Source organism: Ferruginibacter sp., assembly GCF_031430955.1.
Taxonomy (GTDB): Bacteria; Bacteroidota; Bacteroidia; order Chitinophagales; family Chitinophagaceae; genus Ferruginibacter.
Genome location: NZ_JANPCM010000322.1, coordinates 1 through 21,758, shown reverse-complemented (window position 1 = coordinate 21,758; position 21,758 = coordinate 1). Strand labels below are relative to the sequence as shown.

The window sequence follows — 21,758 nt, the reverse complement described above, 5'->3', positions numbered from 1 at the left end:
ATATTGCGAGCAGAGAATGGCTTTCATGGACACACCTGATTTTCGGACGCACAAGGGAGGCTGAATGCTTCTTGCCGGATTTGCAGGCGGGCTGGGAACAAGGCTGATGGAAGAAACAGAAGCAAGGCCAAAACCAATGGTAGAAATTGGGGGTAAACCAATTCTTTGGCATATAATGAAGATTTATGAAAAGTACGGCTATGCCGATTTTGTATTATGCCTGGGCTACAAAGCCCAATTTATAAAGCAATATTTTTTGAATTATTTTTTGTACAATTCTGATGTAACTATTGAATTGGAGCAAAACAAAATAGATGTTCATTTCTCCAATACCGAATCATTTAAGGTAACCCTGGTAGATACCGGCCTGTACACCAACACTGCCGGACGTTTAAAAAGAGTTGAAAAATATTTAAACGGAGAACCTTTCATGCTCACTTATGGTGATGGGGTTAGCAATGTTAATCTTGATGAATTGCTGCGGTTTCATCAAAACTCCGGCAAATTAGTTACACTTACTTCAGTAAAAATTCCGGGCAGGTATGGTAATTTAGATACCGATGAAACCGGCACTGTATTGCATTTTGAAGAAAAACCAGATGGCGATGGTATGTGGATTAATGGCGGCTTTTTTGTAATGGAAGCAGGTGTTTTTAAATATTTAGAAGGTAATATGGATAATGTGCAATGGGAAAAAGAGCCCCTGGCAAAAATAGCAAAAGATGGCCAGCTTGCCGCTTACAGGCATCATGGATTTTGGAAATGTATGGATGCATTAAGAGACAGGGTAGAGCTGGAAGAAATGTGGAATAGTGGTAAAGCAAAATGGAAAATCTGGGAATAATCAACATGTTAGAAGCCTATAAAAATAAAAAGATTTTTTTAACCGGCCATACCGGTTTTAAAGGCTCGTGGCTTAGTTATGTACTTTATAATGCCGGTGCTATTGTAAAAGGATATGCGTTGACACCGGATACCGAACCATCTTTATACAGCCTTATTGAGCCTCATATCAAAATTGATTCTGTAATTGCAGACATTAACGATGCCCAAAAATTAGAGGAGGAAATATTGAATTTTTCTCCCGACTTTATTTTTCACCTGGCAGCACAACCATTGGTTAGAAGATCTTACAAAGAACCTTTATATACTTTTTCAACCAATATTATGGGTACGGCCAATGTATTGAATGCGTTGAGAAAATTGCCAACCCCATGCACCAGTCTTTTTATTACTACTGATAAAGTTTACGAAAATAAAGAGCAGGATTATGCATATGGAGAAACTGACCGCTTAGGGGGGTACGACCCATATAGTGCCAGTAAAGCCTGTGCAGAATTAGTGATCAGCAGTTATTGTCATTCCTTTTTTAATACAGCAAATTTTGATCAACATAAAAAAGCGATTGCAAGTGTAAGAGCAGGCAATGTAATTGGTGGGGGCGATTGGAGCGAAGACAGGTTGATACCCGACATAATAAGATCAATTGCCGCAGATAAAGCTATTGTTATCCGTAACCCAAAAGCTGTAAGACCATGGCAGCATGTACTGGAACCCGTTTTTGGTTATTTGCAATTAGCTCTGGCATTAGCTGCAGATGTAAATAAATATGGAGGTGCCTGGAATTTTGGTCCGGCCAATGCAGATAATTTACCAGTTCTGCATATTGCAGAAAAAGCAATTGCAAAATGGGGCAAAGGAGAAATTGATCTGCAGATTGATACTGATGCAGTGCACGAGGCTAACCTGCTGCAATTAGATATCAGTAAAGCCATCAACGAATTAAAATGGAAACCACTGATGGATACGGAAAAAGCTGTTGAGAGAACAATTGTATGGTATAAAACTTTTTATGAGGGCAATAAAACGGCTTCAGCATTAATGAAAGAGGATATTTTATTTTATCAATCGTTATTAAATAAATAGTTGAATCTATTAATCTAAATCCCTTCATTTAAACTTAAAATTACTGATTTAGTCAACAACTCAAATGATAACAAAGCCCATTATTTTACTTACAGGAATATCTGGTTTTTTAGGATCCGCAATAGCTGAAAAACTATCAGAAAAATATACTGTCATAGGATTGGTTAGAAAAAAATCAAATTTGTGGAGGTTGCTGGAAATTAATCAAAACAATATAAAATTATTTGATATTGAATCGCCGGATTTAGATATTGAATTAAATAAATTAAAACCAGATACACTTATTCATTCGGCATGGAACGGTGTGGCAGCAGCAGATAGAGGCGATTGGACAAATCAAACTCAAAATGTTGTATTAACAGCAAATTTGCTTTTACTGGCTAAAAAAATTGGAATAAAAAAAATAATTGGTTTAGGTTCTCAGGCAGAATATGGAGATTTTGAAGGAAAGATTGATGAAACTTTTTTACCCAATCCCCTTTCGGCTTATGGCGCTTCTAAATTGGCCACCATGCAAATCGCACAATCATTTTGCAATTTAAATAAAATAGAATTTATATGGCTCAGGTTGTTTCCTTTATATGGAGAAAGAGAAGATGTAAATTGGTTTATTCCTATGTTAATCCAAAACGCATTACAAAATAAAAGCCTTGACCTAACCGGATGCGAACAAAAATATGGTTACCTGCACATAACTGATTTTACAAAAGCAATTGAAAAGGTTGTAATAAATACTTCAAACGCAGGGGGCATTTATAATTTGTCCTCTCATTTCAGTATTAAATTAAAATCAATAGTTGAGTTAATAATAAAACAAACAAAAACTACCGGTCATTTTAATTTGGGGGCTTTGCCATACAGGCCCAACCAAGTAATGCATATGGAGGGTAACTCAAATAAATTTTACACTACTTTTGATTTTTATGTTACCAATAATTTAGAAGAAAATATCATTAAATTAATTAAATATTATCAATTAAAATACCATCAGAATAATGAAATATCAAGTTCATCAACTAAATAATAAATGCAGGGTTTGTGGCGGCAGTGAGCTGTTTAATTTTTTGCAATTAGACAATATGCCTTTTACCGACGATTTTATCGAAGAAAATAAAAAAGGTACCGAGTTTTTGTACCCCATCAATATTTACTATTGTAAAGATTGTAATACTGTTCAAACCCAACACGATGTAGCCGTGGATGAATATTATGAAGATTATCAGTACTCTGTTGGCGAATCTGCTTTTGCCACTGAATTTATGAATGGTATTGCAAAAGAAGTTTTAAGCAAATATTTTGCAAATGCTTCAAACATCAAAGTATTAGAAATTGGTTCCGGAGACGGAGGGCAGCTGGTGCCTTTTAAAAATTCGGGTTGTAAAGTATTGGGTTACGAGCCTTCTTCATTTTTAGTGGAGGTGGCTGCTCAAAAAGGTGTTCCTTCCGTTCAGGGGCTTTTTAATGAAGCTGCAATACCAAATCTTCCGGATGATTTTAAAGATGTAGATATTATTTTATTGTCATACACATTTGATCATATACCCGACCCTATTGACTTTTTAAATGCTGTTCATAAAATATTAAATAAAGAAAGAGGGATACTGATAATTGAAAATCACGATCTGCAAAAAATATTTGAGCGCAAAGAATATTGTCTTTTTGAACACGAGCATTCAATTTATTTAACTAAACAAACTGCCATTTCATTAGCGAAACAAAATGGTATGGAGGTAATTGATTTTGATGTTTTACCCGAAAATAAAAGAAGGGCTAATTCACTGGTATTTGTAATGACAAAACAAGGATCTGATTTTTCTAATCAGGCAATTAATAAATTTGATTTGCCACAATATAAGGATACCAATTTTTATACTGAACAGGCATCCTTAATTTACAAGGGGATTAATAATTTTGAAACTTATATTAACAATGCAGTATTGCAGGGCAAGAAGCTTGCAGGTTATGGAGCTGGAGGAAGGGGGGTAATGACACTTGCTGCATTAAATAATGCCAACAAACTGGAATACCTGGTAGATAAAAAGCCTAAAAAAGAAAATGTCTTTTCTCCAAAATCACACTTGCCTGTATATAAAATAAATCATTTGGCAACAGAACGTGTTGATGAAGTAATTGTATTCAGCTTTGGATATATGGAAGAAATTAAAGCCGACTTAATTAAATTAGGATACAGGGAAAATCAAATTATTTCAATGTTAAAAATTTTAAACGACTAATAAATGACAAATCAAAACCCACAACTCAATCAGGGATTATATAAAAAAGATGAAGAAGATATTTTTAAAAGTTTGTACGAAGCTTTTAATACGTCCGAATTAACATTGGCTTATAAATTACAGGCATTTCCTCTTTGGGTGCGTCGCCAGGATGTTGCTTATTTTTTAGCAAAATATGAGATATTTAAACAAATAGTAAATGTAAATGGAAGCATTGTAGAGTGTGGTGTTTTTGTAGGTAGTGGTACCTTGTCATGGCTGCATTTTTCTGCTATTTTAGAACCGTATAATCATACCAGAAAAATTATTGGATTTGATACATTTGACGGCTTTCCGGAAATTGACCAGGCAGACAGCCAAACAGGTGTATCAGAACATTTGCATGTTGGCGGGTTAAATGTTTCAAAAAGTATGCTCACTGAATTGCAAAATGTTGTTTCCATTCACGACAAAAACAGGCCATTAAGCCACATCAATAAAGTTGAATTGATAAAAGGTGATGCAAATAATACAATACCAAAGTATGTTGAAGAAAACCCCCACGTTGTAATAAGTTTATTATACCTGGATTTTGATATTTATAAACCTACCAAAACTGCACTCCAGAATTTATTTAAAAGAGTTGTTAAAGGAGGCGTTGTAGTTTTTGATGAATTAAACTGTAAACAATATCCTGGTGAAACTATTGCAATGTTAGAAGAGTTAGATCTGTCTCAAGTGGAGTTAAAACGTTTTCCCTTCACTACTCATTTATCTTACTTCATTAAATAATTGCAATGACTTCAATTGATTTAGTAAAAAAAATAAAAATAGGCTGTCTCGAAATGGTTCATAAGGTAAATGCCTCCCATATTGGAGGGGCTTTTTCTATTGCAGATATTTTAGCCGTTTTATATAATGATATTCTTCAGTATAGCATTGATAATGATAAAGATCCGGACAGAGACAGGGTTTTTTACAGTAAAGGACATTCCTGTTCTTCACTGTATGCAGTTCTTCATTTGATGGGTTTTTTTTCAAAAGAGGTATTGGATACATTTGGGCAAAATAGTAGTTTTTTAACAACTCATGTTAATCATAAAGTTCCGGGAGTTGAACTTAGTACAGGTAGTTTGGGGCATGGCTTATCGGTTGCAACAGGCGTGGCTTTAGCAGGAAAAAGAAAAGGAACTGATTGGAAAGTTTATGCAATTTTAAGCGATGGGGAATTAAATGAAGGATCCAACTGGGAACCTATTTTGTTTGCACCACATCATCAATTAAATAATTTAGTAGCAATTGTTGATTATAATAAGATCCAAAGCTTTGGCAACGTAGCGGATGTTTTAAATCTTCATCCACTTGATCAAAAGTTTAAAGCTTTTGGATGGAATGTAATCGAAATTGATGGTCATAATCATTCAGAGATTTCAGCAGCTTTAAATAAATCAAATTTGCATGCTCACAAACCAACTGTAATTATTGCAAATACAATAAAGGGTAATGGAGTAGATTTTATGGAGCATCAATTATCGTGGCATTATAAAACGCCAGATAAAGAACAAGTAACAAATGCTATTAATCAAATACAAAAATCTTACTGATGAGGACAGCATTTATTAATCAATTAATTGAAGAAGCAAAAACAAATTCCAAAATATTTTTAATAGTTGGGGATCTTGGTTATTCAGTAGTAGAGCCATTTGCCGCAGCGTTTCCCGACAGATTTTTAAATGCCGGAATTGCCGAACAAAACATGACAGGAATTGCAGCAGGGCTTGCAATGGAAGGATACAATGTATTTACTTATTCTATCGGCAATTTTCCAACATTGCGTTGTATGGAACAGATTCGATATGATGTATGTTATCATAATTTAAGTGTAAAAATTGTAGCTGTGGGTGGAGGTTATGCTTACGGAGCCTTAGGTGTATCTCATCATACAACTGAAGATATAGGTATGCTGCGTACCATACCAAACCTAACTGTATGCGCCCCCGGTGATCCTGCAGAAGCAAAACTTATAACATCTCATTTTTGTAATACTAACCAGCCTGGTTACCTCCGTCTTGGAAAAGCAGGGGAACCAATTATACACTCCTCTGCAGCTGCAATAAGTTTCGGCAAAATATTACCTGTTATTAATGGAACGGGTACAGCTGTGCTTGTTACAGGGAGTATTCTTTCTTATGCAGTAAATTATATTAAGGAGCACAACCTTAACTGGAGCTTGTACAGCGTGCCGGTAATTAAACCTATGGATGTAATTTCATTGTCTGATATTGCTAAAAAGTATTCGCAGCTTATTACAATGGAAGAGCACCAGCAAAGCGGGGGATTTGGCAGTGCGGTATTAGAAACATTAAATGAAATTCGCAACCGCAAATTGATTGATTCCATCCCATCATTAAAAATAATTGCAATTCCCGATAAATTTATCGGTTATGCAGGTACACAGGATTTTTTAAGAAAGGAAGCAGGATTGATACTGTAATAAATAATATGCAGCTTAAAATAATTATTCTATAAAATTGATGATGGGAATTATTAGAAAAATTGCTTCAAAATTTGGTTTAGATAAAGCCATTGCTTTTACTTCCTCTGCCAGTGTTTTAAGCGCTTTAGGAAATGTTATTTCTGTTATTTTAGTTGTAAAATATTTAACGGGTATTGAGCAGGGGTTTTACTATACATTTGGAAGCATTGTTGCTATTCAGATATTTTTTGAGTTGGGCCTAAATGGAATTATTACCCAATACGTTGCTCACGAGGTATCGCATCTGCAATGGGAAAGCGACCATAATTTCAGCGGAGAATCAAAGTATATTTCAAGGTTATCATCACTCTTGCATTTTAGCTTAAAATGGTACGTGTTTTTTGCCTCCCTCTTAATTGTCTCATTAATTGCAATAGGGTACTTTTATTTTAATAGATATAATACCACAGGCGGAACCGTAAGTTGGGTAGCACCCTGGATTCTGCTCGCTGTAGGTACGGGAATTAATTTGATCATCTCCCCAATTATTGCTTTTTTACAGGGGCTGGGTAAAGTAAAAGAAATAGCCAGAATTCAACTAATACTGCAAATTTTCAAACTAACAATAGTTTGGGTAGGGTTGATTGCAGGCGCAAAATTATATGTGTTGGGGCTGGGTAGTTTTATGGGAATTCTTATTTATACTTTATTTATAGCCTATAAATATAGAAAATTACTCGCCAATATCTGGCAAACAAAAATCATCGAAAGGGTACATTACCGAAAAGAGATATTTCCATATCAATGGAAAATAGCAATAAGCTGGATCAGTGGTTATTTTGTTTTTCAACTTTACAATCCTGTATTGTTTGCTACCGAAGGGCCAATTGTTGCCGGGCAAATGGGTATGACGCTTGCTGCCCTTGGTGGGGTATCATCTATTACTCTTGCATGGATCACCACCAAAATACCAACCTTTTCAGGGCTTATAGCACAAAAAAAATACATTCAGTTAGATATACTGTTTAATAATACCGTATTGCAAACTTTTGTATTAAATGTAATATTGCTTACGGGAATGTTTGCTGTTATTTTTGGAATACGCTATTTTAATATTACAATTGAGGGAAAGCATTTAGGAGATAGATTTTTACCCTATCTGCCTATGTTATTTATGATGTTACCTATTCTTTTAAATCATATTATTTCTGCCTGGGCAACTTATCTCAGATGTCATAAAAAAGAACCTATGATGGTACTGAGTATTGCAATGGGGATAGCATGTACTTTGTCTACCGTTTTGTTAGGAAAATATTATGGCGTTTTGGGAATGACCACAGGGTATATGATTTTGTGTGCGGTAAGTTTTATCTGTACTTATTTTATATTCATTAATAATAAACGAAAATGGCATCAATAATTTCTGCCTTCACTATATTTGTGGTTAATTTTTAAATTCCGTTAGCCACATTCCCCCAATAATATTAAATGGATATACATTCTGCAACATTAACATCCGATACATTTGTTGATGCAAATAAACCTGTTTTGTCCCTTTGTATACCTACTTATAATAGAAGAGATAAACTTGCCCGGCTTCTAAATGGTTTACAACAGGATCTGAGAAAAGCAGCGGGTAAAATAGAAATTTGTATATCGGATAATGCCTCTACAGATGGTACAAATGAATTTTTAATGGGGTTATCTGCGCAAAAATACATTAGCGTATTCAGGCAATCAGAAAACCTGGGATTTCGTAAAAATTATACTACGGTCTATTCTATGGCCAGGGGTAATTATATTTGGACCCTTGGCGACGATGATGTTGTTGTAGAAAATGGATTGATGAAGCTTTTACAATTATTGGAAAACGTATCACCCGGTTATGTCTATGTTCATATCGCATCAGTAGATAGTAATTTGCCAAATTATTTTCAGCATATCAAGCCAGGAAAATATCCTGAAAAAATATTGTATTCGATGCTTTGTGATGATGGCCTGGATATGTTTGGGTTTATAGGTTCACATATTTTCCTAAAATCTTCTTATGATATTCTAACAGGTAGTGATGATGAAGTAACTGGTGGCTGGCCCCACCTGGCATTGTTATTGGCCGTTTCGGAAAATTTAAAATCTTTTTTGGTTACAGAACCACTTGCCCGGCAAATTTCAGATGGTCTCTTTTGGTCTTCTACAAACTGGGTGCTGGTTAATATGAAAAAAATAGACATATTGAGTATTTACAAACCAAGGTGGTCTGATAAAAATTTTAAGTTCTTTTTTCTATCAAAAAAAACAATTTTATCCAAAGGCTCTATAGTAAATTTATTGAACGCAAAAATATTAGAACCGGAAAGATTTTCTGAAATAATTGATAAATCTAATTATTATTTCAAAATATGTAAGGGTACTTTGAAATTTGTACTCTTTTTGTATTTAGTATTAATACTGTTTATAAAATATTTTCCAATCAGCTATATGATAAGAACATTTAAACCAGTTTATTATAAAAGTAAAATGAAGGAATATGAAGATATGCAAAAAGAAAAATCTGCAAATGAGGGATATTCAAGAGATCCTTCAGTTTAAATAATGTTTATAAAATAAGCAAAGGCTAATGAAAATTCCGGGAATTATTAATGATTTATCGCTCCAATCTTGCCAATACACTTTGGCTAATAAGGCAGTTATTCTTCAAAGCCCTTGCTTAAATTGCAAGAAAAATACAAAACAGTCTAATCTCCTAATACAGCTTTAGTAAACAAAATATTATTATTTCAACTTAAATATAAATTATGTTTCCATCTTTTTACAACAGAAAAAGAAATGAGCCCTTTATCAATAAAGACAACCGGTTATTTTCTGGTGAAAAAGAAATACCAGAAAGAAAAGGGATAAAATATTTTGCTGATACAAATACTTACGCTTCTTTGTTTGGCGATCAGTGGAAGCACTATAAAAAAACACAGCTGGATTCATATTCGGGTTCACCAATTACCGAAACAAGGCTTAACCGGTGTTTAGGTAATTTAAAAGATAACCTGGGAGGAAAACTTGTATTAGAAGCCGGTTGCGGGGCAGGAAGATTTACTGAAGTATTATTGAAAAAAGGAGCCATATTAGTATCATCTGATTTAAGCTCCGCAGTTGAAGTTAATTTGGAAAATTTTCCAAACACAGATAACCATTTGGTAATTCAGGCAGATATTAATGATATGCCTTTTGCCGATGAAACATTTGATGTGGTAGTTTGCCTGGGCGTAATTCAGCACACACCTGATACCGAAAAAACTATTGAGGACCTGTATAAATTAGTGAAAAAAGGCGGAACACTTGTTATAGATCATTATACATTTGATAAATCAAATTATTTAAGAACTGCGCCACTTTACAGGGCGTATCTACGTAAAAAAACAGCTGCCTACACAATACCTTATACACAAAAATTAATAAAAAGATATTTACCCCTGCATAAAAAATTTGCTCACAACAAATTAATGAGTGTATTGCTTAACCGTTTTTCGCCGGTCATATCCTATTACACTGCTTTTCCTCAACTGAATGATGCACAACAGCAGGAGTGGGCACTGCTGGATACACATGATTCATTAACGGACTGGCATAAAAGATTTAGAAATAAAAAGCAAATTTCAACCACACTTGAAAAACTTGGAGCAGCAGAAATATGGTGTGAGTATGGGGGTAATGGTGTAGAGGCCAGGTGTAAAAAACCGTAAAAAAATTGAGATAAAAATGAAAATATTACATGTACTATATTCTGGGTTAGGCGGACATGGAAATGTTTTTTTTTCGATGGTAAGTGCGGATAAAAAAAAAGAGTTTGAGTACGAAGCACTATTTAACGGTGTAGAAGATGTGAGGGAAGAATACAAAGAAAAGTGTACCAAATACAATATTGCCTGGGATGTAATAAAGAAAAAACCAGGTTTAGATATCAGTTATTATATTCAGTTGTATAAAAAAATAAAGAGCAGTAAAGCAGACTATATTTTTTTACATGGCGGCAATGCTATTATTCCCGCCCGTTTGGCAAAATTATTCTCTAACAGTATAAAAATTATTTTGGTAAGAGAAACGCAGGCAAATCATTTAAAAACTAAGGCCGATTGGATAAGGCTTTCTTTATGTATGATGTTTGCCGGTAAAATGGTTTATTTAAGTGATGAATATAAAAGCCAGATAAAAAATACATTAAAATGGTTATTCAGGACAAAATATACATTAGTTATTCCCAACGGTATCGACCTGGATATTTTTAATCCTGCTGCAAAAAAAGATAACTCATCAATAGTGTTGGGTATGCAAAGCAGGTTAATTGATATAAAAGATCATACAACGCTGCTCAAAGCATTTGCATTGTTAAACAGTAAAGCATTTAATCTTCCGCTAAAATTGTATTTGGCCGGAGATGGGGCCTGCAAAGATGAATTAATTAATACAGCGGAGCGTTTAGGTATAACAAATAACACTTATTTTTTAGGTATGATTGATGAAAAAGACGTAGTTAATTTTTTAAATTCATTAAATATTTATATTCATGCATCTTTAGGAGAAACAATGAGTACAGCAATTATGCAGGCGATGGCATGTGGTAAACCTGTTGTTGCATCAGATGTGGCGGGCATAAATAATATGATAGAAAATAATGTAAACGGGCTGCTGGTACCGGTAAAAAATGAAATTAAACTGGCAGCAGTTTTGGAAGAATTGATTATTAATTTAGATGAAGGGGAGCGTTTGGGAAAAGCTGCGTTATTATTTGCTGAAAATAATTTCTCTAATTTAACTATGTTTGAACGCTATAAACAAGCTTTTTTATCATGAAAATTCTTCATTTAATATATACGCATGGAATAGCCGGAGCTGAAAAATATTTGCTCGATCTTTTGCCGGGGCTTAAAGAATATGGGATACATGGTGAAGTAATGTGTGTATGCCCCCCTGTTCATAAAAATAAAGTTCAGCTTTACTGTAACAGGTTAAATGAAAAAGGAATTACCACCGAATTAATACCCACAAGCAGAACAAATATTTTAAATGTTGCTAAAAAAGTTAACAGGTATTGTATTGCAAATAATATAAAGATCATCCATTCGCATTTATTTAATTCTGATGCAATTGCTGTTGCTGTAAAAATTTTCTTTAATAAAAAAATACAATTATTATCAACAAAGCATGGATATAAAGAATCTTACTTTATTAAAAATACCGACAGCATTGGTAAAATAGAATATAACCTTTATTATTTTATTACAAAATTTGTAATTAGTAAAATAGATCATAATGTAACAATAAGTAAAGCAATTGCTGATTTGTATTATAATTTAAAACTAACGCCTAAAAAAATGGCCTTCATCCATCATGGCATAAGCGTTGATAAAAAAATAATTAAAGAAGAAGGGGTAAAATACAGGAAATTTTCTCCCCAGATAATAATTGTTGGAAGGCTTACTAAAATAAAAGGCCATGCTTATCTTTTTGATGCCATGCCAAAGATTATTGAACAATTTCCCACTGTTCAGTTGCTGGTAATGGGCGAAGGAATAGAACATGATGCTCTTAACATAAGAGCGGAAAAACTGGGCATACAAAAAAATATCAGTTTTATGGGATTTCAGGATAATCCTTATGCCTTTATTGAACAGTCAGACATTATTGCGCTGCCCTCTTTATACGAACCCTTTGGATTAGTTTATATAGAATCTTTTGCTTTAAAAACACCGGTAGTGGCATTTGATGTACAGGCTTGTAACGAAATAATTGTACATAATGAAACGGGTATTTTGGTTAAGGCAAAAGATAGCAAAGGATTGGCAACAAGCATAATTTCCTTATTACAAAACCCTACTGAACGAAACAGGCTTACAGAAAATGGCTACCGGAAATATGTTAGTTATTATAACACTGCAAGAATGATAAAAGATACTGCGGATTGGTATAATCAATTACAAATTGCGGTTAAATAAATTACTCACTCCTGTTTTTCTCCATTAGTTTAGAAAAAATTGCTACCAGCATAAAATAGTAAAAGGGCAGCAGGATAATTTTATACCTTGTCATGGTACCAAAATTAAAAGTTGTAAAGCCAATGATAAGGGCAAAAAGGATGGATATGATGAAGCAAAAAAGAATTAATTGATTGGAGAAAATGATCCTGAAAAACCCTACTACCCGGGTCTTTAATAACAGATAGAGTGTTACTAATAATAGTAAAGTTGACTCCAGGGCGGTAAACAGTATAATAATTTTTTTACTTTCCCATAAAAAAGGCCTGAACAGGCAAGACAAAATAACCCCAGGGCTTTTAATAATCATGCTGCTTAAAGATGGATCGAAATTACCCAACTCAAAACCAGCCTTACTGGTTTCATCTTCATTTTGAATGTTTTGGTAATTTTGTTGATTTGACTTTACCTGGCTATAAGACTCTTCTACCAGATCGTTAATTTGTGTAGAAAAATCTGCGAATGCAATAACGAAACCGCTAAAAATAAGAAATAAAAGTATAACTATCAGCCTCACCAATAAGTTTTTTAGCTGCAGCACATAACGTACAAAAACCACTACCATAATACTTACTGCCAAAATAATAATGATATAGCTTTTTATAATAGAAACAAGATAAATGAGAAAGGGTAAAATCAGCCATTCCCTGAAACTAATTTGTTTTTTTATAATGTTCTTATACAAAATGTGAACAATAAACCCCATAGCCCCAAGGCAAACAGAATCTTTCATTAAACCACTGCCCCAAAACCATATTGAGGGACTGTACAATACGGCATAAGCCAGCATAGTTTGATTTTTACCTTTATTATAATCATTAAAAACCTGGAACAATTTCCATTGCCCTGCAAAAGAAAATAAGCCAAAGAAAAGTGAAATGATCATGAATTTATTAAAAGAAATAAAAGAAAGCAGTGCTGAAATTTTCATTATGGCGTTGGCAGAAGTTATTCCCGTATAACCCGAAAAGTTCATGTCGCCAACCTCGGTATTATACCATTGTTGAAATTCGGCTGAAGAAACAAAAAAGTATTTTATATTACCCAGGTTTTGTACTAATTGATCATGAATGAAATCGCTGCCTTTATAATAAGTAAACGAATCTCCGTACCCATAATAATACTGCACTAATAAAGAATAAGTAACTGAACCAAACATCCGTAAAACAAAGGCGATGAAGAAGATCTTCTTCATGTTGAAATCTGTAAAAAAAGCTGCTTTTTTCTTTACGAAATAATAAAAAATCCCAAGGTAAACGGGTAATAAAATAAAATCGTAGATGGTTATTATCTGCATCGTATTGCTGGTGCTGGTTTAAGAAATAAATCTTGCGCAAAAAAGTAAACTGTAAAACTGCTGCAATATAAACAATACTTGTTTACCGTTACAATGCAGGTAAACCGGGTCTTATCAAAATAAATAGCAAACTAAATTGTTTAATCTAAGGGCTTTTTGCAATAAAAAATATACTATCCCGTTATAAGTCTTATCCAATTAATAAGCACTTATGAATCAGGCAATTCCTTTAGTAAACCCGTTTACTCAATCTCCCATGCAAAAATCTGCACTGGGGCTTTTAGACAATCTTTCTACTATTTTCCCTTATAAAAATGGCGCCTATCGTATAGTGCAGGAAGATAATTATACACAAAATTTTGGATACCAGTGGAACAAATTTGCGGCTACGCAAATTGACAGGGAACAAAAAAATACCCAGCTAAGTTTTAATCGTTTTTTTGCTGTTACGGGTTGGGCAAAAGAAAATTTACAAAACAAAAATATTTTAGAAGTGGGCAGCGGTGCCGGCAGGTTTTCTCAAATTGTGCTGGACCATACACCCGCTAATTTATACAGCGTTGATTACAGCAATGCCGTAGAAGCCAATTTTAAAAACAATGGTCATCATCAAAACAGGTTGCAGCTTTTTCAGGCAAGTGTGTATGAAATGCCATTTGCCAAAGCACAATTTGATAAAGTGTTTTGTTTTGGTGTAATACAGCATACACCCGATGTGCAAAAAACGGTGCAATCATTAATTGAAATGGCAAAGCCGGGGGCAGAAGTTATTGTAGATTTTTATTGTGTAAATGGCTGGTGGACAAAATTACAGGCCAAATACATTTTCAGGCCAATAACAAAAAAATGGAGCAATGAAAAGCTGCTGAATAAAATTGAAAAAAATATTAACTGGATGATAGCCGCCACTACCTTTTTTAATAAAATTGGTATTGGTAAATTTATAAACAGGTTTATTCCCATTTGTAATATTAAAGGTACTATCCCTCTTGGCTTATCAAAAAATGAACTGCGGGAATGGTGTATTTTAGATACGTTTGATATGTTTAGCCCTCAATACGACCAGCCTCAAAAAATTGCTACCGTAAAAAAATGGTTTAATAAAAATGGTATGCAACAGGTTTGGGGAGGTGAGGTTTATTACGATAATTGTGTGGCTTATGTTGTAAAAGGGATTAAGAAATAACCCAGCTTACTTACCACAACCTTCCGGACTAATTACTTCTCAGCTAATTTGTTTAATCTTTGCAGTAAGCAAATCCTCTTCATTAAGCAAAATGAAAAAAAAAATTATTCATTTTATTTTTAACCTTGGCCGGGGCGGAGCCGAGACCATGATGGTAAGGGTAATTAAAGAACTGCCCGAGTATGAACATGTAGTGGTTACACTTTTCCCTGTAAATAATTTTGGCAGCGAACTGCAATGCGATAAACTTATTTGTATTAACCTTTCTTCATTATTTTCGCTGCCTTTTGCAGTTTTTAAATTTAGGGGTATTGTAAAAAAAGAAAAACCTCATTTAGTGCATACTCATTTATTTTGGCCAACTATTATTGCAAGGCTTTCGGTAAGTCATAAAATTCCGGTAATAACTACTATTCATGCCTTTATCAAATCTTCTGTAGAATATAAAAAATGGTATGCCCGGGTTTTAGATAAGTTTACTTACCAACTGCGTAAAAATATTATCATCGCCGTGGCAAAAGGCGCAATGGATGAATATTTTTCTTTGCTTAAATTAAAACCTTACAAGGCATATATACTTTACAATTTTGTAGATGTTAACCGTTTTAATGCTGCAGTTGCCGGTCCCAAACAAACTTCTCCGGTATTCAGGGTGGTTTCTGTAGGCGCATTAAGGGTACAAAAAAATTATCTGTGGTCGATAAGTGCGTTCGAAAAATTAAAGAACGAAAATATAGAGCTGCATATTTATGGCGCCGGAAATATGCAGGATGAGATACAAAAAAAAATAAATGAAACCGGGGCAAAAGTGATATTAAAAGGAGAAGTAAAAAATATTGAAGTCATTATTACACAGTACGATTTATGCCTTATGGCATCTTTTTATGAAGGGTTTTCTTTGAGTGTACTGGAAGCAATGGCAATGAACATGCCTTTGCTGTTAAGTGATATCCCATCGTTTAGGGAACAGTGTGAAAATACTGCTGTTTATTTTTCTCTTACTGATGAAAATGACCTGCCCAAAAAATTACTGGCCCTCAGTAAAACAACTTTGGAACAATTAAAAGCAATGGCAGAAAATGGAAAGCAAAGGGCCATTGAAAACTTTACGCTGCCGCAGCATATCAAGGGCCTGCGTACTATTTATTCAGAAGCATTAAGCAACGGGGTTTAGGAAATGGTCAATCACTTTTTTTAATAACATACACCTACCTTTGACGGATTAAAAAATTGCTATAAATTATGTGCGGAATTTCAGGGTTTGCAGATTTTAATAAAAGAACTGCAAAGGAAACTTTAGAAAAAATGAACCGTATTCTTTCCCATCGTGGTCCCGATGGTGAGGGGTATGGCATTTACAATAATGATACTGCTGCAATTGGCCTTGGCCACCGCCGGTTAAGTATTATTGATTTAACAGAGGGTGGGAGCCAGCCCCAAACTTATCAATCGCTTCACATAACATTTAATGGCGAAATTTATAACTATGCCGAAATAAAAAAGCAACTTGAACAAAAAGGCCATCAATTTCACAGCCACAGCGATACCGAAGTAATATTGCATGCTTACGCCGAATGGGGCAGTGCAGCTTTGCAACAATTTATCGGCATGTTTGCCTTTGCAATTTATGATGAGGCCAAACAAAAAATATTTGCCTGCAGGGACCGGGCAGGTGTAAAACCGTTTTTTTATTACTGGAAAAATAATTTGTTTTTATTTGGCTCCGAACTAAAAGCTCTTATGCAGCACCCCGAATTTGCAAAAGAAATTAATACAGATGCAGCAGCAGCTTACATGCAATATGGATATGTACCCACTCCGCATTGTATTTTTAAGGACACACATAAATTAAAACCCGGGCATTTTTTAGAGCTGGATGTAAAAAGTAAATCAATACACACACAGCAATACTGGAATGTTTATGATGCTTATAATCAACCCATTTTAAAAATAGATTTACCCGATGCTATTACAGAAACAGAAAAATTACTGACCAACGCATTTCAATACCGCATGGTAAGTGATGTGCCGGTAGGTGTTTTTTTAAGCGGCGGATACGACAGTGCCTGTGTAACAGCATTACTACAGGCAAATAACACCGAAAAAATAAAAACATTTACTATTGGTGTGCCTGATGCAGGATTAAATGAAGCACCCTACGCAAAAGAAACTGCCGCACTGTTAGGTACCGATCATACAGAATATTACTGCACTCAAAAAGAAGCCCTTGAAATTGTGCCGGAATTACCATTTTTTTATGATGAACCTTTTGCCGACAGCAGTGCCATACCCACCACCCTGGTAAGTAAAATTGCCCGGCAAAAAGTAACGGTTGCCTTATCGGCTGATGCAGGTGACGAAATTTTTGCAGGCTATAACCGGTACGATTATTTAATGAAATACGGCGAAAGGATAAAAAGGATACCAGGCTTTATGCGTAAGTCTGCTGCAGCCCTGATGGATGTTATCCCGGCGGATGCGATACCTTATTTTAATAAAAAATATCTTTTTCACAGCAGGTACGAAAAAGTAAAATCATTGTTTAAAAATCCAACAGAACAAAATATTTTAATGAGCCTTACCTCGCAGATGAATGCTAAAGACCTTGCCGGGCTTTTTAAAACTGCAATAAAACAAATACCTACAGCCTTTGACAGTACAGAATTAAAAAAAGAAAATTTTAGTACACTTTCATACATGATGGCAATAGATTATCAAACCTATTTGCTGGATGATATTTTACAAAAAGTTGACCGGGCCGGCATGAGTGTAAGTTTGGAGGGAAGAGAACCTTTTTTAGACCATCGTATTATTGAGTGGGCTGCTAAATTGCCTATGGAATACAAATACAACAATGGGATTAAAAAATTTATTATAAAAGAAATTGTACACAAGTACATACCCAAAAAAATGATGGACAGGCCAAAAATGGGTTTTGGTATCCCCATTGCAGATTGGCTGCAAAACGACTTAAAACCTTTTGTTAATAAATATTTAGATGAAAATTTTATTGAAAAGCAAAATATTTTTAACAACAGCGAAATACAGCGCATAAGAAAATCTTTTTACCAGGGTAAATCTGAAAGAGCAGAAAAAATCTGGTATTTATTAATGTTTCAGATGTGGTACGATAAATGGATTAACAATAATTAAGTTAAGTCATATTTGTACCATAAATTAAAACACTCTTAAACATCAGTTACAGAAACGCTTTTATAAATTTGCCAAAGCAGACTGCCATAAAATATTTTAAAAGCCCTGCTGTAAAAGCACTGGGTGCATATACATTCACTAATTTTTTTGGAAAAGGGATAGCATTTTTATTGCTGCCCTATTTTACAAATGTACTCAGCAGGCAGGATATGGGTACGCTCACTTTATTCAGCGGTGCAATGCTTTTTTTAATCCCCTTTATTTCAATGGGTTTTTTGCAAAGTGCCGATGTGGAATATTTTAAACTGAACAAAAAAGAATTCCGAATTTTTTTTTCAAGCAGTTTATTATTACCAGTCAGTATATTTCTCTTATCTCTGGTTGTATTTTATTTTTTCAAGGAAGTATTAATTGATAAATATAAATTTCCTGCAAGTTTTGTATGGGTAATACCTGTTGTTACTTTTTTATCTTTTATAAGCCAGCTTGCAGTTAACATGATACGCAACGAAGAGAATAAAAAACTTTTTATGTTGGTAGTACTGGGCCGGTTGCTGCTGGAAATTGGGTTAGCTGTTTTACTGATTAGCGCTTTAAAGTTAGCATGGCAGGGCAGGGTTATTGGTATTGGTGTTTCGTTTGCAGTAATGGGTATGTATGCTTTTTACTTTTTTATAAAACGAAATTATATATTCGGGCAAATAAATAAACAGTACCTAAAAGATGAATTGCTCTTTAGCGTACCCATAATAATAATGCAGTTCAGTGTTTTTTGTATGAATTATTCTGATAGTTTTTTTCTTGCTCATTTTACCAGCGATGGTAATGCCGAAGTGGGGGTTTATGGAATTGCCTGCGTATTTGCATCAATCATTCTTACACTTTGCTCCGCATTGCTGCAGTATGTTCTTCCTAAAATATACCAACTGCTGTCTCAGCCTGTAATAAGTTACGAATCCATTAAAAAACTTTTTGTAATGTATCTTGGCATTCTTACTGCCGGCCTTATTGCTTTACTTCTTTTTGTACCTTTTGCTTATAAATTTATTATCAATAAAAATTACCTGCCCGGCATTAATTATTATTACCTGTTGTGCATTGGGTATTACTTTTGGGCAATAGCATACTTATTTTTTTCGTTTTTGCTTTATTATAAGCAAAAGCGTAAAATAATATGGCTTTCTATAACTTTTGCCTGTATAAGCCTTGGCAGCAATTATTTTTTTATAAAAAATATGCAATCAGCAGGTGCAGCCATTTCCGTATTTTGTTTTTACTTTATCATTTTAATTATAACTTTAATTTTTACAAGAAAACAAATGCGTTTCCTGTTTTATAAAATTAAATAAACTTTAACCCACTCTCAATGAAAGAATTTCTTTACAAAGTCTTAAATATTGCCACTTTTGGCAGAGGAATGAAAAGAATTGTTAATGGCCATACCTTGAGGCTGCCCACAAGGTTTTATCGCTTTTTTCCAGACAATTACGAGCATGAAAATTTTGAGTTTTTATTTTCCAGTGTAAAAAAGGGGGATGTAGTGCTTGATGTTGGTGCACACATCGGTTTATTTGCAGTAATTGCAGCTCAAACTGTTTCAAAAGAAGGTAAGGTATATGCATTTGAACCCACCCCGGCTACCTACCAGTTATTACAAACAAGCGTAGCTATTAATAATAGTGAAAACAGTATTAAAACTTTTCAAAAGGCGGTAGGCAGTTCCATAGGTAAAATAACTTTTTTTATTTCTGATAATAAAGCTGATAATGCCAACAGCTTAGTTAATTATAAAGAAGACCGGCCACTGCAAGGCATTGATATTGATGTTACCACTATTGATGCCTTTGTAAAAGAACAAAACCTTACCAAAATAAATTTTATTAAAATTGATGTGGAGGGTGCAGAGTATGATGCATTAAAAGGAAGTGTGGAAACATTTAATAAATTTAAGCCTGCATGCATCTTAGCCATACACCCCGAACCAATTAAGGCCAAAGGTGACAGCCTTGAAACAATTTTTGATTTTATTCAACAGCTTAATTATAAAATATTGTATAACAATAAGCCAATAAGCAAAGAAGCATTTTGTGCCAGCACAGATTTACTGGATCTTCATTTGCTTCCTTAACCGGTAAAAATTATGAGCAGCAAAAAAACAATACTGCATATTATTAATTACCTGGGCCGGGGGGGTGCCGAAGTAATGCTGGTAAAAGTGCTTAAAGAATTAAAGGAGTATAATAATATTGTGGTAACATTAAATCCCGAAAACCATTTTGGGGAAGAATTTAAATGCGATTTATATTATTGTCTTAATATGGGATCCTTTGTCAGGTTCCCCTTTGCGGTATTTAAATTACGCAAATTTATAAGGAAACATAAAATTGATCTTATCCACTCCCATCTTTTTAGCGCTACATTGGTTGCCAGGTTTGCTACCCCGGCTAATATACCTTTAATCACTACCATTCATACTAATGTTTCTATATCCAATGACTATAAAAAGTGGTACCTCACCCTGCTTAAAAGTATAAGTTACAAAATGCATAAAAGTATTATTGTGGGTGTTTCAAGTGAAGTATTAGAACAGTATTTTATTTATTTAAAATATAAGCCCTATAAAAAATATTTATTGTACACCTTTACAGATGTAAAAGAAATTGAGAATTTACAAACACCTGCAAATAAAATTAATGAAGGGGTATTTACATTAATTGCTATTGGTGCATTGCGCTACCCTAAAAACCATCATTATCTTATAAAAGCATTCGAAGCTTTAAAAAATGATAATTTTGAATTGCATATTTATGGCGTAGGTGTATTACAAAATGAACTGCAGCAGGCCATTAATAATTCTGGCGTACGGGTAATACTAAAAGGAGAAGTAAAAAATGCAGGCAGGTTAATACCCCAGTACAATCTTTATGTAATGTCTTCCGAATTTGAAGGCTTTTCATTAAGTGTACTGGAAGCGATGGCCATGCAAACACCCATGCTGCTCAGTGATATTCCATCTTTCCGGGAACAGTGTGCAGACACAGCCATATTTTTTGATTTAAAAGATACCACCGACTTTGTAAGTAAATTAAAAAAACTGGCTAGCAATAAGTTATTACAAAGCGAAATTGCAGCTGCGGCAAAGCAAAGGGTAATAAATAATTTTACATTGCAGCACCATATGGAAGGGCTGAGGAAAATTTATACAGAAACTTTAAATAACAAATAGTTGCCGGCACAAAAAAAAGTACTGTTTATTTCTTACGATGGTATGACGGATCCGCTGGGACAAAGCCAGGTAATACCTTATTTGCAGGGATTAAGTAAGTATGGCTATAAAATATTTTTATTAAGTTGCGAAAAAAAGGAAGTTTTTTTACAGAATAAACCTGTAATTGAAAAATTATTATTGCCGTTTAATATTAAATGGATTCCAATAAAATACACTAAAAACCCACCTGTATTATCCACACTAATTGACATT

Annotated in this window: 20 protein-coding genes; 19 read left to right on the top strand and 1 reads right to left on the bottom strand. The window is 34.1% G+C overall.

The annotated features are described in order from the left end of the window. Nucleotides 1–64 precede the first annotated feature (64 nt). The 12 genes from rfbF to ACY65O_RS09120 all read left to right on the top strand — a co-directional run bounded on the left by rfbF (nucleotide 65) and on the right by ACY65O_RS09120 (nucleotide 12,602). Nucleotides 65–844, top strand: a complete 780-nt coding sequence (gene rfbF / locus ACY65O_RS09175; protein WP_462220555.1) for a glucose-1-phosphate cytidylyltransferase — start codon at nucleotides 65–67, stop codon at nucleotides 842–844. After that, on the top strand, nucleotides 826–1,926 hold the full coding sequence (rfbG, locus tag ACY65O_RS09170) for a CDP-glucose 4,6-dehydratase (RefSeq protein ID WP_462220554.1): 1,101 nt from the start codon (nucleotides 826–828) through the stop codon (nucleotides 1,924–1,926). The genes rfbF and rfbG overlap by 19 nt, the downstream gene beginning before the upstream one ends. Nucleotides 1,927–1,990: 64 nt before the next feature. Continuing rightward, nucleotides 1,991–2,950: an NAD-dependent epimerase/dehydratase family protein gene (locus tag ACY65O_RS09165; RefSeq protein WP_462220553.1), complete on the top strand. Its 960-nt coding sequence runs from the start codon at nucleotides 1,991–1,993 to the stop codon at nucleotides 2,948–2,950. After that, nucleotides 2,922–4,160, top strand: coding sequence for a class I SAM-dependent methyltransferase (locus ACY65O_RS09160; protein ID WP_462220552.1), 1,239 nt, complete (start codon nucleotides 2,922–2,924; stop codon nucleotides 4,158–4,160). Before ACY65O_RS09165 ends, ACY65O_RS09160 begins: the two co-directional genes overlap by 29 nt. Nucleotides 4,161–4,163: 3 nt before the next feature. Then, nucleotides 4,164–4,931 carry a TylF/MycF/NovP-related O-methyltransferase gene (locus tag ACY65O_RS09155; RefSeq protein ID WP_462220551.1) on the top strand — a complete coding sequence of 256 codons (768 nt, stop codon included), beginning with the start codon at nucleotides 4,164–4,166 and terminating at the stop codon, nucleotides 4,929–4,931. A gap of 5 nt (nucleotides 4,932–4,936) precedes the next feature. After that, nucleotides 4,937–5,743: a transketolase gene (locus tag ACY65O_RS09150; RefSeq protein ID WP_462220550.1), complete on the top strand. Its 807-nt coding sequence runs from the start codon at nucleotides 4,937–4,939 to the stop codon at nucleotides 5,741–5,743. Continuing rightward, entirely contained in the window at nucleotides 5,743–6,633 is an 891-nt protein-coding gene (locus ACY65O_RS09145) for a transketolase family protein (RefSeq protein ID WP_462220549.1), read from the top strand. Before ACY65O_RS09150 ends, ACY65O_RS09145 begins: the two co-directional genes overlap by 1 nt. A 40-nt stretch (nucleotides 6,634–6,673) precedes the next feature. Further along, nucleotides 6,674–8,035: an MATE family efflux transporter gene (locus tag ACY65O_RS09140; protein ID WP_462220548.1), complete on the top strand. Its 1,362-nt coding sequence runs from the start codon at nucleotides 6,674–6,676 to the stop codon at nucleotides 8,033–8,035. A 68-nt stretch (nucleotides 8,036–8,103) separates the two neighbouring features. Further along, nucleotides 8,104–9,204, top strand: coding sequence for a glycosyltransferase family 2 protein (locus tag ACY65O_RS09135; protein ID WP_462220547.1), 1,101 nt, complete (start codon nucleotides 8,104–8,106; stop codon nucleotides 9,202–9,204). Between the two features lie 206 nt (nucleotides 9,205–9,410). Next, nucleotides 9,411–10,352 (top strand): class I SAM-dependent methyltransferase, encoded by a 942-nt coding sequence (locus ACY65O_RS09130; RefSeq protein ID WP_462220546.1) that lies wholly within the window; start codon nucleotides 9,411–9,413, stop codon nucleotides 10,350–10,352. A 16-nt stretch (nucleotides 10,353–10,368) separates the two neighbouring features. After that, the gene (locus ACY65O_RS09125) at nucleotides 10,369–11,460 is read left to right on the top strand and encodes a glycosyltransferase (RefSeq protein ID WP_462220545.1); all 1,092 of its coding nucleotides are present in this window, start codon (nucleotides 10,369–10,371) and stop codon (nucleotides 11,458–11,460) included. Continuing rightward, on the top strand, nucleotides 11,457–12,602 hold the full coding sequence (locus ACY65O_RS09120; protein WP_462220544.1) for a glycosyltransferase: 1,146 nt from the start codon (nucleotides 11,457–11,459) through the stop codon (nucleotides 12,600–12,602). Before ACY65O_RS09125 ends, ACY65O_RS09120 begins: the two co-directional genes overlap by 4 nt. Nucleotide 12,603: 1 nt before the next feature. Here the strand turns inward: ACY65O_RS09120 and ACY65O_RS09115 are convergent, their stop codons facing one another. Continuing rightward, nucleotides 12,604–13,938, bottom strand: a complete 1,335-nt coding sequence (locus ACY65O_RS09115) for a hypothetical protein (RefSeq protein WP_462220543.1) — start codon at nucleotides 13,936–13,938, stop codon at nucleotides 12,604–12,606. A gap of 211 nt (nucleotides 13,939–14,149) precedes the next feature. Between ACY65O_RS09115 and ACY65O_RS09110 the strand changes: the two genes are divergently transcribed. The 7 genes from ACY65O_RS09110 to ACY65O_RS09080 all read left to right on the top strand — a co-directional run. Beyond that, entirely contained in the window at nucleotides 14,150–15,124 is a 975-nt protein-coding gene (locus ACY65O_RS09110) for a class I SAM-dependent methyltransferase (RefSeq protein ID WP_462220542.1), read from the top strand. Nucleotides 15,125–15,215: 91 nt separating this feature from the next. Next, nucleotides 15,216–16,298: a glycosyltransferase gene (locus ACY65O_RS09105; RefSeq protein ID WP_462220541.1), complete on the top strand. Its 1,083-nt coding sequence runs from the start codon at nucleotides 15,216–15,218 to the stop codon at nucleotides 16,296–16,298. A 68-nt stretch (nucleotides 16,299–16,366) separates the two neighbouring features. Beyond that, nucleotides 16,367–18,277, top strand: a complete 1,911-nt coding sequence (asnB, locus tag ACY65O_RS09100; RefSeq protein ID WP_462220540.1) for an asparagine synthase (glutamine-hydrolyzing) — start codon at nucleotides 16,367–16,369, stop codon at nucleotides 18,275–18,277. Between the two features lie 68 nt (nucleotides 18,278–18,345). Then, a complete protein-coding gene (locus tag ACY65O_RS09095) occupies nucleotides 18,346–19,626 on the top strand; it encodes a lipopolysaccharide biosynthesis protein (protein WP_462220539.1) in 1,281 nt (426 codons plus the stop codon). A 17-nt stretch (nucleotides 19,627–19,643) separates the two neighbouring features. Next, nucleotides 19,644–20,405 (top strand): FkbM family methyltransferase, encoded by a 762-nt coding sequence (locus tag ACY65O_RS09090; RefSeq protein ID WP_462220538.1) that lies wholly within the window; start codon nucleotides 19,644–19,646, stop codon nucleotides 20,403–20,405. 12 nt (nucleotides 20,406–20,417) lie between these two features. Further along, nucleotides 20,418–21,503, top strand: a complete 1,086-nt coding sequence (locus tag ACY65O_RS09085) for a glycosyltransferase (RefSeq protein ID WP_462220537.1) — start codon at nucleotides 20,418–20,420, stop codon at nucleotides 21,501–21,503. Continuing rightward, on the top strand, nucleotides 21,504–21,758 hold a 255-nt coding region (locus tag ACY65O_RS09080; RefSeq protein ID WP_462220536.1), incomplete at its 3' end, for a hypothetical protein. It lies immediately after the preceding gene.

What these genes read in the sequence shown, in the direction of transcription:
- ACY65O_RS09085 (WP_462220537.1), top strand. Translation starts at nt 20,418, where the DNA reads ATGAGCAGCAAAAAAACAATACTGCATATTATTAATTACCTGGGCCGG.
- ACY65O_RS09135 (WP_462220547.1), top strand. Translation starts at nt 8,104, where the DNA reads ATGGATATACATTCTGCAACATTAACATCCGATACATTTGTTGATGCA.
- ACY65O_RS09155 (WP_462220551.1), top strand. Translation starts at nt 4,164, where the DNA reads ATGACAAATCAAAACCCACAACTCAATCAGGGATTATATAAAAAAGAT.
- ACY65O_RS09145 (WP_462220549.1), top strand. Translation starts at nt 5,743, where the DNA reads ATGAGGACAGCATTTATTAATCAATTAATTGAAGAAGCAAAAACAAAT.
- ACY65O_RS09165 (WP_462220553.1), top strand. Translation starts at nt 1,991, where the DNA reads ATGATAACAAAGCCCATTATTTTACTTACAGGAATATCTGGTTTTTTA.
- rfbF (WP_462220555.1), top strand. Translation starts at nt 65, where the DNA reads ATGCTTCTTGCCGGATTTGCAGGCGGGCTGGGAACAAGGCTGATGGAA.
- ACY65O_RS09125 (WP_462220545.1), top strand. Translation starts at nt 10,369, where the DNA reads ATGAAAATATTACATGTACTATATTCTGGGTTAGGCGGACATGGAAAT.
- ACY65O_RS09115 (WP_462220543.1), bottom strand. Translation starts at nt 13,938, where the DNA reads ATGCAGATAATAACCATCTACGATTTTATTTTATTACCCGTTTACCTT.
- ACY65O_RS09120 (WP_462220544.1), top strand. Translation starts at nt 11,457, where the DNA reads ATGAAAATTCTTCATTTAATATATACGCATGGAATAGCCGGAGCTGAA.
- asnB (WP_462220540.1), top strand. Translation starts at nt 16,367, where the DNA reads ATGTGCGGAATTTCAGGGTTTGCAGATTTTAATAAAAGAACTGCAAAG.
- ACY65O_RS09140 (WP_462220548.1), top strand. Translation starts at nt 6,674, where the DNA reads ATGATGGGAATTATTAGAAAAATTGCTTCAAAATTTGGTTTAGATAAA.
- ACY65O_RS09090 (WP_462220538.1), top strand. Translation starts at nt 19,644, where the DNA reads ATGAAAGAATTTCTTTACAAAGTCTTAAATATTGCCACTTTTGGCAGA.
- ACY65O_RS09110 (WP_462220542.1), top strand. Translation starts at nt 14,150, where the DNA reads ATGAATCAGGCAATTCCTTTAGTAAACCCGTTTACTCAATCTCCCATG.
- ACY65O_RS09150 (WP_462220550.1), top strand. Translation starts at nt 4,937, where the DNA reads ATGACTTCAATTGATTTAGTAAAAAAAATAAAAATAGGCTGTCTCGAA.
- ACY65O_RS09130 (WP_462220546.1), top strand. Translation starts at nt 9,411, where the DNA reads ATGTTTCCATCTTTTTACAACAGAAAAAGAAATGAGCCCTTTATCAAT.
- rfbG (WP_462220554.1), top strand. Translation starts at nt 826, where the DNA reads ATGGAAAATCTGGGAATAATCAACATGTTAGAAGCCTATAAAAATAAA.
- ACY65O_RS09160 (WP_462220552.1), top strand. Translation starts at nt 2,922, where the DNA reads ATGAAATATCAAGTTCATCAACTAAATAATAAATGCAGGGTTTGTGGC.
- ACY65O_RS09105 (WP_462220541.1), top strand. Translation starts at nt 15,216, where the DNA reads ATGAAAAAAAAAATTATTCATTTTATTTTTAACCTTGGCCGGGGCGGA.